This window comes from Sphingomonas sp. Leaf339 (assembly GCF_001426195.1).
In the GTDB taxonomy this organism is placed as follows: domain Bacteria; phylum Pseudomonadota; class Alphaproteobacteria; order Sphingomonadales; family Sphingomonadaceae; genus Sphingomonas.
The window spans coordinates 76,104-90,072 of sequence record NZ_LMRS01000012.1; the positions used below are offsets into that span (position 1 = coordinate 76,104).

The 13,969-nt window shown below is 66.2% G+C and carries 9 protein-coding genes; 7 read left to right on the top strand and 2 right to left on the bottom strand.

Going from position 1 to position 13,969, the window contains the following annotated elements; genetic code table 11:
• Window positions 1-5 precede the first annotated feature (5 nt).
• From ASG67_RS07245 to trxA, 5 genes are all read left to right on the top strand, one after another.
• Window positions 6-992, top strand: coding sequence for an aminoglycoside phosphotransferase family protein (locus ASG67_RS07245; RefSeq protein ID WP_056529010.1), 987 nt, complete (start codon window positions 6-8; stop codon window positions 990-992).
• Window positions 989-1,744, top strand: coding sequence for a nucleotidyltransferase family protein (locus ASG67_RS07250; RefSeq protein ID WP_056527668.1), 756 nt, complete (start codon window positions 989-991; stop codon window positions 1,742-1,744). Before ASG67_RS07245 ends, ASG67_RS07250 begins: the two co-directional genes overlap by 4 nt.
• Window positions 1,737-4,673 (top strand): double-strand break repair protein AddB, encoded by a 2,937-nt coding sequence (gene addB / locus ASG67_RS07255; protein WP_056527671.1) that lies wholly within the window; start codon window positions 1,737-1,739, stop codon window positions 4,671-4,673. The genes ASG67_RS07250 and addB overlap by 8 nt, the downstream gene beginning before the upstream one ends.
• The gene (addA, locus tag ASG67_RS07260) at window positions 4,663-8,064 is read left to right on the top strand and encodes a double-strand break repair helicase AddA (protein ID WP_056527674.1); all 3,402 of its coding nucleotides are present in this window, start codon (window positions 4,663-4,665) and stop codon (window positions 8,062-8,064) included. The genes addB and addA overlap by 11 nt, the downstream gene beginning before the upstream one ends.
• A gap of 64 nt (window positions 8,065-8,128) precedes the next feature.
• A complete protein-coding gene (gene trxA / locus ASG67_RS07265; protein ID WP_056527677.1) occupies window positions 8,129-8,452 on the top strand; it encodes a thioredoxin TrxA in 324 nt (107 codons plus the stop codon).
• A gap of 38 nt (window positions 8,453-8,490) precedes the next feature.
• On the opposite strand, the gene argJ is transcribed toward trxA, so the two are convergent.
• Window positions 8,491-9,717 (bottom strand): bifunctional glutamate N-acetyltransferase/amino-acid acetyltransferase ArgJ, encoded by a 1,227-nt coding sequence (gene argJ / locus ASG67_RS07270; protein ID WP_056527680.1) that lies wholly within the window; start codon window positions 9,715-9,717, stop codon window positions 8,491-8,493.
• Window positions 9,718-9,966: 249 nt separating this feature from the next.
• On the opposite strand from argJ, the gene ASG67_RS07275 reads away from it, so the two are divergent.
• A complete protein-coding gene (locus ASG67_RS07275) occupies window positions 9,967-10,221 on the top strand; it encodes a hypothetical protein (protein WP_056527683.1) in 255 nt (84 codons plus the stop codon).
• Window positions 10,222-10,308: 87 nt separating this feature from the next.
• On the top strand, window positions 10,309-13,056 hold the full coding sequence (gene secA, locus ASG67_RS07280; RefSeq protein ID WP_056527686.1) for a preprotein translocase subunit SecA: 2,748 nt from the start codon (window positions 10,309-10,311) through the stop codon (window positions 13,054-13,056).
• Window positions 13,057-13,081: 25 nt separating this feature from the next.
• Here the strand turns inward: secA and ASG67_RS07285 are convergent, their stop codons facing one another.
• Complete coding sequence (locus ASG67_RS07285; protein ID WP_056527689.1) at window positions 13,082-13,933, bottom strand: AAA family ATPase; 852 nt, start codon at window positions 13,931-13,933, stop codon at window positions 13,082-13,084.
• Between the last annotated feature and the right edge of the window lie 36 nt (window positions 13,934-13,969).

Consider the following 13,969-nt stretch of genomic DNA (forward strand, 5'->3'; position numbering starts at 1 on the left):
CGTCGATGCTTCCTCCTGCCGGCGCCGCTGCCTTTCTGACGGCGCATGGCTGGGGCGAGGCGCTGATCGAACCGCTAGCGGGCGATGCGTCATTCCGACGATATTTCCGCGTGATGGAAGGCAACCGCAGCGCCGTTTTGATGGACGCGCCGCCGCCCCACGAGGATTGCCGGCCGTTTGTCACGATGGCGCGGTGGCTTGAGGATGCCGGGTTTCTGGCGCCCGCTATCCTCGCTCTCGACGAGCATCAGGGACTGCTGCTCTTGAGCGACCTGGGTGATGTCCGCTTACGTGAGACGGTCGACCAGGATTCCGACGAAGAGCTGGTGCTATACGCACAGGCAGTCGATCTGCTGATCGATCTTACCCGTCAGCCGGCCGGCCCCGTGCCGCCGTATGACCGGGCCGTCCTGCACCGGGAGGCCGCGCTGTTCGTCGAATGGTATTGTCCTGCGGTCGGGATCGATGCCGATATGGATAGCTACCGTGCCGCGTGGGATGCCGTGTTCGATCACGCCCATGCGGCCGAACCGGTCACGGTGCTGCGGGATTATCATGCGGAAAACCTGATGCTGGTCGGCGATGATCGTCGGCTCGGTCTGCTCGATTTTCAGGACGCCCTGGCGGGCCATCCCGCGTACGATCTCGTATCGCTGCTGCAGGATGCACGCCGCGACGTGGACCCGGCGATCGAGACTACGATGCTGGACCGATATTGTGCGGCGAGCAAAGTCGGCGACGATTTCCTGCGCGCCTATCATGTGCTGGGGGCGCAGCGGAACGCCAAGATCATCGGCATCTTCACGCGCCTATGGAAGCGCGACGGCAAGTCGCGCTACGCTGGCCTGTGTCCCCGCGTCTGGACGTACCTCGAGCGTGATCTGGCTCAGCCGGTGCTGGCACCCGTTGCGGCTTGGTTCGATACCAATGTTCCCGCCGATCGCCGTGGTGATCCTCTGGCCATAGCGCCTTTCGTGGCGACGTCGGCATGACCCGTCAGCGGTCGATCCGTCCCGATCCGGGCAAGCCCGTACCCCGGACCGCGATGGTGATGGCGGCCGGTCTCGGCAAGCGGATGCGCCCGCTCACCGCCACCCGCCCGAAACCGCTGGTGCAGGTCGCCGGCAAGCCGCTGATCGATCATGTGTTCGATCGTCTAAGGGCGGCCGGCGTCCGCCGCGCCATCGTCAACGTGCATTACCTCGCGGATACGCTGGAGGCGCATCTCGAACAGCGCTTCGCCGATATCGAGGTGATCGTGTCTGACGAGCGCGGCCGGTTGATGGAAACCGGTGGTGGTCTGGTGCAGGCACGCGAGTTGCTGGGCGACGAACCGGTCTTCGTCTTAAACAGCGATAATCTTTGGATCGACGGTCCGGTCGATTCGCTGAAATTGCTCGCGGCCCGGTGGGACGACGCGACGATGGATGCACTGCTGTTGATGGTGCCGCTCGCGCGTGCGCACAATCATCGCGGCGCCGGTGACTTTCACCTGGGCAGTGACGGGCGGATCACCCGCCGTCGGCGTCACGGCACCGTGGCGCCGTTCGCATATACCGGCATCCAGATCATCCATCCGCGATTGATCGCCGACTGGCCAGAGGGACCGTTTTCCACCAACCTGTTCTGGGATCGGGCGATCGCCGCTGGCCGCGCATACGGGCAGGTGCATCAGGGCTTGTGGTTCGATGTCGGTACCCCTGCCGCCATCCCCCGTACCGAAGCGCTTCTTCTAGATGCCTGAACGCGGCTTGCGGCTGTTCACAATCCCGGCCCACCGCGCGTTTGCGGATGCCCTCGTCGCCGGATTGATGCGCGGACGATCGCCCGGCGATCTGGCGCGCGGACTGGTATTATTGCCCAACAATCGCGCCGTCCGGGCCGTCACTGATGCGTTCGTGCGGGCCAGCGGCGGCGGGTTGATCCTGCCGCGACTGGTTCCTCTCGGCGATCCCGATCTGGGCGAGGCGATCGGTGCCGCGCTCGACGTCGCCGATACCGAAGAACCACCGCCGCCCGCCGTCGCGCCCTATGCGCGCCGCATGATCCTCGCCCGCCTGGTCGCGGAGGAACGCGAGCGTGCCGGCGAGCCCGTATCGTCGTCGGAGGCGGTGCGGCTGGCCGGTGAGCTGGCCCGTACGCTCGATCAGTTGCTCGTAGAGGAGGTACCGCCGCACAAGCTGGCCGAACTGGATCTGGCGCCGGAACTGACCGAACATTGGCGCCGCGCGCTGTCGACCTTTTCGGTGGTGATCGATCGCTGGCCGGGCGAGCTGGCGAAGCTCGGCGCGATCGATGCGGCGGATCGCCGGTCGCGGCTGCTCGATCAACTGGAACGGCGCTGGCATGCCGCCCCGCCTGCCGGTTTCGTCTGTGCGGCCGGCGTAACCGATGCGGCACCCGCTGTTGCCAGATTGCTCCGTTGCGTGGCAGCGATGCCGCAGGGGCAGGTAGTGTTCGCCGATCTCGATCTTGGCATGCCGGACGAGGAATGGGACGCCCTCGGCCCCCATCGTCCCGATCCCGACACCGGTTTCATCCGCCGTTCGATCGAAACCCACCCGCAATTCCATCTGAAGGAGATGCTCGATCGCATGGGTGTCGCCCGTGACGAAGTCGCCCGCTGGCGGGGCGGCGGCGAGGGACCAGATGCCAGCGCCGCTCGTGGCCGCGCGATCGCCAACGCCCTCGCGCCCGCCGATTTCACTGGCAAATGGACCGACCTCGCTGCTGCCGATCGTCGCCTGTCCGACGTCTCCGCCGCCGAACTGGCTACCCCGGCCGATGAGGCGCAGACGATTGCCCTGGCGCTGCGTAGTGCTTTGGAGGAACCCGGCCGCACCGCTGCGCTGGTTACGCCCGATCGCGCACTGGCCCGTCGCGTCGCGGTGCATTGCAGTCGTTGGGGTATCGAAATCGAGGATACCGCCGGCCGGCCGCTGTCGCTCAACGCCTCGGGTACGCTGTTGCTGGCGCTGGCCGAGGCGGCGGCGCAGCGTTTCTCGCCGCTGCCGCTGCTGGCGCTGCTCAAGCATCCGCTGGTCCGTGGCGGCAAGGATCGTCTGCCATGGCTGGACGGCGTCCGTGCGCTCGACCGGGCGTTGCGCGGCCCGCGGCCACCCGCCGGGCTGCATGGTATCGGCACGGTGCTTAAAGGGTATGCGGCGACATTCTGGGAAGAAGTTCGGACACTGCTCGATCCTCTTGCTGCAATCTTCGATGCCGGCCCCCAACCGCTCGCCGGCTTGGTCGCCACCCTGCGCGAAACTGCCGTCGATCTGTGCGGCGATCCGCTCTGGTCCGGCCCGGCCGGTCGCGCCGCCGCCGAATTCGTCGCCGATCTGGAGTCCGAGGCTCCCGCCGGCCCGCCACGCGTCGATCCGGCCGAATTGCCAACCTTGATGCGGACGCTGCTCGACGAGATCGCCGTCCGTCAGCAGCGCGACTGGCACCCCCGGATCGCGATCTATGGGCTGATCGAGGCGCGGCTCCAGTCCGCCGACCTGATGATCCTCGGCGGGTTGAACGAGGGCGTCTGGCCCGGTCGCCCCTCGCCCGATCCGTGGCTCGCCCCCCGCATCCGTGCGACGCTGGGTCTGCCGGGGCTGGAACGCCGGATCGGCATCGCCGCGCATGATTTCGCGCAAGGGCTCGGCGCGCCGCAGGTTCTCGTGACCCGCGCCCGCCGCGATGCGTCGTCGCCGGCCTTGGCCTCGCGCTTGTGGCTCCGGTTGCAGGCGATGGCCGGCGACCGGTTCGAGCGCGACCATGTGCTGGAGCAACAGGCGCGACTGATCGACGCCGCATCGGTACCGATGCCGGCCGATCGGCCCGCACCATCGCCGGTCGCCAAGCTGCGTCCGCGCGCCATTTCGGTGACCGAGGTAGACCGGCTGAAGGCCGATCCTTACTCTTTCTATGCACGTCGCGTGCTGCGCCTGTCGCCGCTCGACCCTGTCGATGCCGATCCAACCGCTGCCTGGCGCGGTACGGCCGTCCACGCGATCCTGGAAGCATGGTGGAAAGAGGACGCCTGCGCCCCCGACGCCCTCCGCCCCCGCGCCTTGGCGATGCTGGAGCAGGCGGAGGTGCATCCGTTGCTCCGCGCGCTCTGGCAGCCCCGTCTGCGTGAAGCGATCGACTGGATCGCGGGTCAGGTCACCACCATGGCCGGGGAGGGTCGCAAGGTCCTCGCCGCCGAGGGGCGCGGCGAGATCGAGATCGCCGGCGTCAAACTTTCTGGCCGCTACGACCGCATCGATCTTCTGCCCGACGGCAAGCTCGCGGTCATCGATTACAAGACCGGCAAACCACCATCGGCCGCCGCAGTGCGTGAGGGGTTCAGCCTTCAACTTGGGCTGCTGGGGCTGATCGCCGAACGCGGCGGCTTTGATGACGTCCGGGGTGTTGCCGGCGCCTTCGAATACTGGTCGCTCGCCAAGCGCCGCGATGCGTTCGGTTTCATTGAATCGCCCGTCGATCCCGAGGGCAAGCGCGACCGGGTCGTCACCGACCGCTTCACCGCCGTCGCCGCGCATAATTTCGCCGAGGTTGCCGGCCTGTGGCTGACCGGCAACGAACCCTTCACCGCCAAGCTGGTCCCCGAATACGCGCCCTATGCCGATTACGACCAGTTGATGCGCCGCGACGAATGGTACGGTCGTGACCGCTGAGCTTCGCCCGCTGCCCCGCCTGAAGGGCGATCAAGCCTATGCCAGCGATCCGCAGGCGCATGTCTGGCTTTCCGCCTCCGCCGGCACTGGCAAGACGCAGGTTCTCTCCGCCCGCGTGTTCCGCTTGTTGCTCAAGGGTGTCGATCCATCCGCGATCCTGTGCCTCACCTTTACCAAGGCGGGCGCGGCGGAGATGGCGCACCGGGTCAACTCCCGCCTCGCCGCCTGGGTGCGGATGTCCGCCACCGAGCTGGCCGCCGATCTCCACGCGCTGGGTGAGGATGGCGATCCCGATCAACGCGCCCGCGCCCGTACCTTGTTCGCCAAGGTGTTGGACGCGCCCGGTGGCGGCCTGCGCGTCCAGACCATTCACGGCTTCTGCCAAGGGCTATTGGCGGCATTTCCGGTCGAGGCGGGGCTGACCCCCGGCTTCCGTCCGCTCGAAACCCGCGAGGAAGCGGGCCTTGCCCGTGAAGCGCTGGCAACAATGCTGTCGGATGCCGAGCGGGAAGGGCGCGACCGCGTGGTCGAGACAATCGGCGCGCTCAGTCTGCGGTTGGGCGAGGGCGGTGCGGAGAATTTTCTGCATGCCTGTGCTCGGTCGCTAAAGGCGTTGGAGGCGCTGCCAGCCGGTATCCAGCCTTGGCTGCGGCGGGCGCTCGACCTGCCGCAGGGCGATGTGACGGAGGCCGTCGCCGCCCGGTGCGAGGCGATGGACGTTGCCGCCATCCGCCGGATCGCAGCGGCCAATGCCGCTTGGGGTACGGCCACCGGCCTCGCCCATGCCGATATTGTCGCGCGCTGGCTGACCGGCTCGATCGACCGCCGCATCGCCGCGCTGGATGAACTGGCCACCGTCGTCCTCACCGGCAAGGGCGAGCCGCGCAAGGCATCGCCGAAGCTGGTCGCCGCCGACCCCGATTATGTCGAACTCGCCGCCGCACTGGGTGACGAATGCACGGCGCTCGTGTCGCTGACGACGCGGGCGGCGTACGCCGATCTGCTCGCCGCAGGTCTGGATGTTGGTCGTGAATATGCGCGCGCCTATAATCTCGCCAAGCGCCGGGTCGGCGGCGTCGACTTCGATGATCTGATCCGCACCACGGTCGCGTTGCTCGAACAGCCCGGCGTCGGCGAGTGGGTGCGGTTCAAGCTCGATCAGGTCACCGAACACGTCCTGATCGACGAGGCGCAGGACACCAATCTCGACCAGTGGCGGATCGTCGGGGCGCTGGCGGACGAATTCTTCGTCGGTCGCGGCGTGCATGCGCCCTCCACCCGAACGCTGTTCACGGTCGGCGACTGGAAACAGGCGATCTTCGGGTTTCAGGGCACCAGCCCGCTCAACTTCGCCTGGGCCGAACGCCGGTTCGGGATGCAGGCGCAGGTGGTGGAGGGCGACGAAAACTGGCCCGAGCATGAGCGCGGCCTGCCGTTCCACCGCCTGTCGCTGACGCATAGTTTCCGCTCGACCCGGCCCATCCTCCGCTTCGTCGATGCCGCCGTCGAAGCGGTGCCCGAACCTGGGCTCGGTGCGATCGGCGATATCGAAGCGCATGCCAGCGAGGTGCCCGGCTCCGGCAGCGTGACGCTCTGGCCCCCCGTGGTGGCGGGCGGCAGCGACGATGACGAGGAAGCCTGGATCACCGACGCCGTCCGGCAACTGGCCGGCGACATCGCCAGGACGATCCGCCGCTGGCTCGACAAAAAGACGATGCTGGGCGCCAAGGGACGCGAGATGCGGCCCGAGGATATCATGATTCTCGTCAAGCGTCGCGGCGAACTCGCCTCGCTCTTGGTGGCGCGGCTTTATGCGGAGGGCGTACCCGTTGCGGGTGTCGACCGCCTGCGTCTCAATGCGCCGCTGGCGGTGCAGGATCTGCTCGCCGCCGTCCGCTTCGTTTTGCAGCCCGACGACGACTTGTCGCTGGCCAGCCTGCTCGTCTCGCCGTTGATCGGATGGACGCAGGACGAATTGATGGTCGCAGCACCACGGGCTGGCGGCAGCTTGTGGCGGCACCTCGGCGATACGCAGCCGCCGGAGCGCCTCGCTCCTCTCCGCCGTATCCTTTCGCGCGCCGATTTCACCACGCCATATCAGTTTCTCGAAGAGATGCTGTCCGGCCCGCTCGATGGCCGGCGCAAGCTCCTCGGCCGACTGGGGGCCGAAGCGCGTGATCCGATCGAGGAATTGCTCAGCGCCGCTTTGGCGTTTGAGAGCACGACGACGCCGTCGCTGCAGCGCTTCCTCGACTGGTTCGATCGCGGCGATGTCGAGATCGTCCGTGATCCGTCGGCGCCGCTCGATGCGGTGCGAGTCATGACCGCGCACGGCGCCAAGGGATTGCAGGCGCCTGTCGTCATCCTTGCGGACGCCACCGTCGATCCCACCGCCTCACCGCGCTCCGTCCTGCGCTGGGCGCCGGAGGAGGGGGCCGCACCGATCCCGATCTTCGCGCCGCGTGCTAGCGAACGCGGCGGACCTCTCGATCTGGTGCGCGCCGATGCCGATGCGCGCGAACTGGAAGAGCATTGGCGACTATTCTACGTCGCGGCCACCCGCGCCGAGGAGCGGCTGGTCATCGCCGGCGCACTGGGGCCGAGGGCGCGGGGCGAGCCGCCCGCCGCCAGCTGGTACGCCGCCGCCGCCCGCGCGATGACGGCGCTGGGCGTGCCGGCCGGCGAGGGCGAGCGGCTGTATGAGGATGGCACACCCATAGCCGCCGCTCGCGCCAGACCGCGCGATGTTGAGGTGCCGGTGACGCTCCCCAATTGGGCGACTGTCGCGGCACCCGTCGAGCTGCGACCATCGCGGCCGCTGGCGCCATCGACACTGGGCGACGATCTGGTGTCCGATCCGCCACCCACCGCCGCGATGCGGGCGGCGGCGGAGCGTGGCCGCCTGCTTCATGCGCTGTTCGAGCGATTGCCGGCCGTGGCCGCGCCCGATCGTTCGGCGGCGGCCGACCGCTGGCTGGCTCGCGCCGGCGGCGTCGAAGACCCGGCGATCCGCGCCGATATCGTCGCGGCCGGCTTGCGGGTGATAGACGATCCCGCCCATGCCGCGCTGTTCGGTCCCGACAGCCTTGCCGAAGCGCCCATCGCCGCGACGATCGACGGCGGAGTGGTGATCGCCGGCAAGGTCGATCGGCTGCTGATTGGTGACACCATCCGCGTCGTCGATTTCAAGACCGGACGCCGAGTGCCGGATACGCCGCCGGAATACCATCTGCGCCAGATGGCGGGCTATGCCGCTGCCCTGGCCGTGATCTTTCCTGGCCGGCCGATCGAGGCGTCGTTGCTGTACACCGCTGGTCCCCGGCTGTTCGTGCTGACCGCCGCCGATCTGGCGATGCACAAGCCACGCTATCCCGTCACGGAGCAAAGCTGAACCGTCGCGTGTTGAGCGTAGCGATCCGGCACCCTAAATCGCAGATCGAAGGAGTAATTTTACGATGGCAACCAAGCAGATCACCGACGCGAGCTTCGAGGCCGACGTGCTGAGCGCCGACGGCCCGGTACTCGTCGATTTCTGGGCCGAGTGGTGCGGCCCGTGCAAGATGATCGGCCCGTCGCTGGAGGAAATCTCCGAGGAACTTGGCGAGCAGGTGACGATCGCCAAGCTGAATATCGATGAAAATCCCGATGCGCCCGGCAAATATGGCGTTCGGGGTATCCCGACGATGATCCTGTTCAAGGGCGGCGTTCCCGCGGCGACCAAGGTCGGTGCGGAGCCCAAGGGCCGGCTGAAAGCCTGGCTGCAGGGCGAACTAGCCTGAAGCGAAAACGGCGCTGCCTGTGAGGCGGCGCCGCATTCTCAGCTCCGATAATCCGCGTTGATCGAAATATAGCCGTGCGTCAGATCGCACGTCCACACCGTTGCCTTGCCCTCGCCCATGCCAAGATCGACACCGATTTCGATTTCCTTCCCCTTCAGATGAGCGGCAACCGGCGCTTCGTCATAGCCTGACACGGCCAGCCCGCCCTCAGCGACCTGCGTATCACCGAATTGGATCGCCAGCTTGTCACGCTCCGCCGGCTCGCCGGCTTTTCCGACTGCCATCACGATGCGGCCCCAATTGGCATCCTCGCCTGCGATCGCGGTCTTCACCAGCGGCGAATTGGCAATGCTCATGGCGACCCGATGGGCGCTGCGATCGCTGTCAGCGCCCGTGACGGCGATCTCAATGAGCTTAGTCGCTCCTTCGCCGTCGCGCACCACCAGCAGGGCGAGTTGATGGCAGAGATCGTTCAGCGCCGCGCGGAATGCATCGGCGCCGGTGCTGTCATCATCGATCAGTGTCGCATTGCCCGCCGCCCCGGTGGCGAACGCCAGCACCGTGTCGCTGGTCGAGGTGTCGCCGTCCACGGTGATGCACGAGAAACTGGGCGCGTTGGCGGCGGTCATTGCGCGTTGCAGGAAGGCCGGATCGACGGCGGCGTCGGTGAAGATGAAACCAAGCATCGTCGCCATGTCGGGCGCGATCATGCCCGATCCCTTGATAACGCCGACCAGCTTCACCGTCCGGCCATCGACGATCGCGGTGGTCATGGCACCCTTTGAAAAAGTGTCGGTGGTGCCGATCGTCTCAGCCATCGCCTTCCAGTCGCAAAGCTCGCTGGTGAATGCGGCCTCCAAGCCGGCCTCTGCCTTGTCGATCGGCAGGGGAACGCCGATCACCCCAGTCGAAGCGACGAAGATGTCCGATGGCTGGCAGCCGGCATGGGCGGCGGTGCGGGCGGCGATCGCCTCCACGGCCTGTCGCCCGCGATCGCCGGTGAAGGCGTTGGAGTTGCCGGCATTGACGACCAGCGCCCGCGCCTGACCCAGCACCAGCGCCTTGCGGCACCATTCGACCTCGGGCGAGGGGCAGCGGCTCTGCGTCAGCACCCCGGCCACCGTCGTCCCCGCCGCCAGCGTGACGAAGGTCAGGTCACAGCGATCCCAGGTCTTGTAGCGCGCCCGCGCCACGCGCAGCTCGACGCCGGCGATCGGTGGCATGGCGGGAAAGGTCAGGGCGAGGGGGGATGCAGGATGGCTCATGACCCTGGTCTTTGCGGCAAGGCAGCGGGCGTGGAAAGTCTCAAAAGTCACACCCTCCCACGCGTGCGATCGGGCGCATGGGCGCGCATGCTTGTATGCCGGTGTACGGATTATAATCCGGTCGGGGTGTTTGGATCTCACCCGGCATCGATGACCGATGAGAGGCGTGTAGGACAGGGGCGGCGATCCATTGCGCCTCGTCATGGCGGGATGGACCTTTAACCCCTTGCTGCTTATGTGCGGACACGCATGAACCTGCTCCTTCTCCTGTCGGCCCTGTTGTCCGCGATCACCGGTATCGGTGGCAGCGTGCGTGCGCCCGATGCGGTGCAGGTCACGGCGGGGCAGGCCACCGTTGCGGTGGCGCGGTCGATCTGCCCGCGCTCGGCGCATCGGCCGGTTCAAGGCATCGCGCCGCTGGCCGCGGTGGCGGTCTCCGTCGTGGCGCCGATATGGCCGCTCGCGCCCTTCCGGCCGATTTGGGCCAGCCGCCGCCGCGAATAGCCGGGCCGCCGCCCGATCCAACGCCCTTTACCGGCGCGGGACCGCGATGGCGCGGTGCCGTGCGCTCTCGTATCAGGAATTCCGCCCATGTTCGGTGGCCTCGCCAAGTCGCTTTTCGGGTCGTCCAACGACCGTTACGTCAAATCGCTCAACCCCATTATCGCGAAAATCGCGTCGTTCGAGCCGACGCTGGAGGCGCTGTCCAACGCCGATCTGACTGCGCAGACGGTGAAGTTCCGCGAGCAACTGGCAAACGGCGCCAAGCTGGACGACCTGTTGCCGGAGGCGTTCGCGACGGTGCGCGAGGCGGCGCGGCGCGTGCTGGGCATGCGCCATTTCGACGTCCAGATGATCGGCGGCATCGTGCTCCACCGCGGTGAGATCGCCGAGATGCGGACGGGTGAGGGCAAGACGCTGGTCGCCACGCTCGCAACCTATCTGAACGCGCTGCCGGGCAAGGGCGTACACGTCGTCACGGTCAACGATTACCTCGCCAGCCGCGATGCCGGATGGATGAGCCAGGTGTACAGCTTTCTCGGCATGACCACCGGTGTCATCATCCCGAACCTGACGGACCAGCAGCGCAGCGATGCGTATAATTCCGACATCACCTATGGCACGAACAACGAGTTCGGCTTCGATTACCTGCGCGACAACATGAAGTACGAGCGCAGCGGCATGACGCAGCGCGCGTTCAACTTCGCGATCGTCGACGAGGTCGATTCGATCCTGATCGACGAGGCGCGCACGCCGTTGATCATCTCCGGCCCGACCGACGACAAGTCCGATCTCTACAAGCAGGTCGATGTAGTCGTGAAGCAGTTCGCGGCTGAGGATTACGAGAAGGACGAGAAGCAGAAGTCGATCATCCTGACCGAGGACGGCACCGAGCGGGCCGAGCGGATGCTAGAGGCGGCCGGGCTGCTGGAAGGCGAGAACCTGTATGATTTCGAGAACACGCAGGTCGTCCACCATCTGAACCAGGCGCTGCGCGCCAACATGATGTTCAAGCGCGATACGGATTACATCGTGAAGGACGGCAAGGTCGTCATCATCGACGAATTCACCGGTCGCATGATGGACGGCCGCCGCTGGTCCGAGGGTCTGCACCAGGCCGTCGAGGCCAAGGAGGGCGTGAATATCGAGCCTGAGAACCAGACGATGGCCTCGATCACCTTCCAGAATTATTTCCGCATGTACCCCAAGATCGGCGGCATGACCGGTACGGCCGCGACCGAAGCGGCCGAATTTTACGACATCTACAAGATCAACGTCGTGTCGATCCCGACCAACGTCCCGGTCCAGCGGATCGACGAGGAGGACACGTTTTACAAGTCGACCGAGGACAAGTTCCGCGGCATTGCCAAGACGATCCGCGAACATGCCGCCGCCGGTCAGCCGGTGCTGGTCGGCACCGTGTCGATCGAGAAATCGGAACTGCTGTCGGAATTCCTGACCGCCGAGGGCGTCGATCACAAGGTGCTGAACGCCCGCTATCACGAATCCGAGGCGCACATCGTCGCGCAGGCGGGTCGCAAGGGCGCGGTGACGATCGCCACCAACATGGCCGGTCGCGGCACCGACATTCAGCTGGGCGGCAATCTCGAATTCCGCATGACCGATGAATACAGCGATCTCGACCCCGGCACGCCGGATTACGAGGGCGTCGCCGAGCGGGTGCGCGAGGAGATCGTTGCCGAGAAGGCGGCGGTGCTGGCGGCCGGTGGCCTGTTCGTGCTGGGCACCGAGCGTCACGAGAGCCGGCGCATCGACAACCAGTTGCGTGGACGTTCGGGTCGTCAGGGCGATCCCGGCTTGTCGCGCTTCTACCTATGCCTTGATGACGAATTGCTGCGCATCTTCGGGCCGGACACGCTGTTCGCGCGGATGATGCGGTCGAACATGGAAGACGGCGAGGCGCTGCCCCCGTCCAAGTGGATGAGCAAGGCGATCGAGACCGCGCAGAAGAAGGTCGAGGCGCGCAACTACGACATCCGCAAGCAGGTCGTCGAATATGATGACGTGATGAACGACCAGCGCAAGGTCATCTACGAGCAGCGTTCCGACATCATGGACGCCGAGACGGTCGGCGACATGATGTCCGACATGCGCGCCGAAACGGTGAACACGATCGTCGGCGAATCCTGCCCGCCCAATTCCTATCCGGAACAATGGGATGTGCCAGGGATGAAGCTGAAGCTGGCCGATCTGCTCAACCTGCATCTGCCGGTCGACGACTGGCTGACCGAAGACGCGATCGATCCCGAGATCGTGCTGGAGCGGGTGCAGGCCGCCGCCGACGAGGCAATGGTCGAAAAGGCCGCCCAGGTCGAACCGGAGACGTGGATTCAGATTGAGAAGTCGATCCTGCTCCAGCATCTGGATCATCACTGGAAGGAGCATCTGTCGACGCTGGATGCTCTCCGCCAGGTCGTCCACCTTCGCGCCTATGCGCAGAAGACGCCGATCAACGAGTACAAGCAGGAGGCGTTTTCGCTGTTCCAGCGGATGCTCGACAACATCCGTGAAGATGTGGCGCGCACGATCAGCCATGCGGATTTCCAGTATCAGGCGCCGCCGGAACTGCCGCCGCTGCCCGATTTCATCACCACGCATTTCGACCCGTTCACCGGCGAGGACAATTCGGCCGACATGGACGCCGCCACCCGCGGCTTCGTCACCACCACGCTGCCGCCGCTGCAGATGGTCCGGCCGGAAGCGCAGGATTTGGGTCAGGATCCGGCCGAATGGGAAGGGCGGGTCAATCGCAATGCGCCGTGCCCCTGCGGATCGGGCCGCAAGTACAAGCATTGCCACGGCGCGGTGAGCGCCTGATCGTCAGGCGGAAGGGGGTGGTCGGTTACGGCCGCCCCTGCCGCCGGGCCATGAAGGCGAGACGTTCAAACAGCATTACGTCCGCTTCGTTCTTCAACAGCGCACCGTGGAGCGGCGGGATCGCCTTGGTCGGGTCGCGGTTCTGCAAGACGTCGAGCGGCAGGTCCTCGTGCAGCAGCAGCTTCAGCCAGTCGAGCAGTTCGGACGTCGACGGTTTTTTCTTCAGCCCGGGCACCTCACGAACCTCGTAGAACAGGTCGAGCGCGCGGGCGACGAGCAGCTTCTGGACGCCGGGGAAATGCACGTCGACGATCGCTTGCATCGTGTCGCGATCGGGAAAGCGGATATAATGGAAGAAGCAGCGGCGCAGGAACGCGTCGGGTAGCTCCTTTTCGTTGTTCGATGTGATGACGACGATCGGCCGCTCCACCGCCCGCACCGTCTCCCCGGTTTCGTAGACATGGAATTCCATGCGATCGATTTCATGGAGCAGATCGTTCGGAAATTCGATGTCCGCCTTGTCGATCTCGTCGATCAGCAACACCGGTGGCGCCGGGCGGGTGAAGGCATCCCATAACTTGCCGCGGCGGATGTAGTTACCGATATCGTGGACGCGGGGATCGCCCAATTGGCCATCGCGCAGGCGGGCGACGGCGTCATATTCGTACAGGCCCTGTGCCGCCTTGGTGGTGGACTTCACCGTCCATTCGATCAGCGGCGCATCGATCGCGCGCGCGATCTCGTGCGCCAGCACCGTCTTGCCGGTGCCGGGTTCGCCCTTCACCAGCAGGGGGCGGCGGAGGTGGACGGCGGCGTTGACCGCCACCTTCAGGTCGTCGGTCGCGATATAGCTGCCGGTGCTGTCGAAGCGCTTCATCGCCCAGATGTGGCGGAAGCGCCGGGCGGGTGCAAG

Excerpts from the sequence above, each read along its gene's own strand:
- ASG67_RS07245 (WP_056529010.1), top strand. The coding sequence starts at position 6 with ATGCTTCCTCCTGCCGGCGCCGCTGCCTTTCTGACGGCGCATGGCTGG.
- ASG67_RS07250 (WP_056527668.1), top strand. The coding sequence starts at position 989 with ATGACCCGTCAGCGGTCGATCCGTCCCGATCCGGGCAAGCCCGTACCC.
- addB (WP_056527671.1), top strand. The coding sequence starts at position 1,737 with ATGCCTGAACGCGGCTTGCGGCTGTTCACAATCCCGGCCCACCGCGCG.
- trxA (WP_056527677.1), top strand. The coding sequence starts at position 8,129 with ATGGCAACCAAGCAGATCACCGACGCGAGCTTCGAGGCCGACGTGCTG.
- argJ (WP_056527680.1), bottom strand. The coding sequence starts at position 9,717 with ATGAGCCATCCTGCATCCCCCCTCGCCCTGACCTTTCCCGCCATGCCA.
- ASG67_RS07275 (WP_056527683.1), top strand. The coding sequence starts at position 9,967 with ATGAACCTGCTCCTTCTCCTGTCGGCCCTGTTGTCCGCGATCACCGGT.
- secA (WP_056527686.1), top strand. The coding sequence starts at position 10,309 with ATGTTCGGTGGCCTCGCCAAGTCGCTTTTCGGGTCGTCCAACGACCGT.
- ASG67_RS07285 (WP_056527689.1), bottom strand. The coding sequence starts at position 13,933 with ATGAAGCGCTTCGACAGCACCGGCAGCTATATCGCGACCGACGACCTG.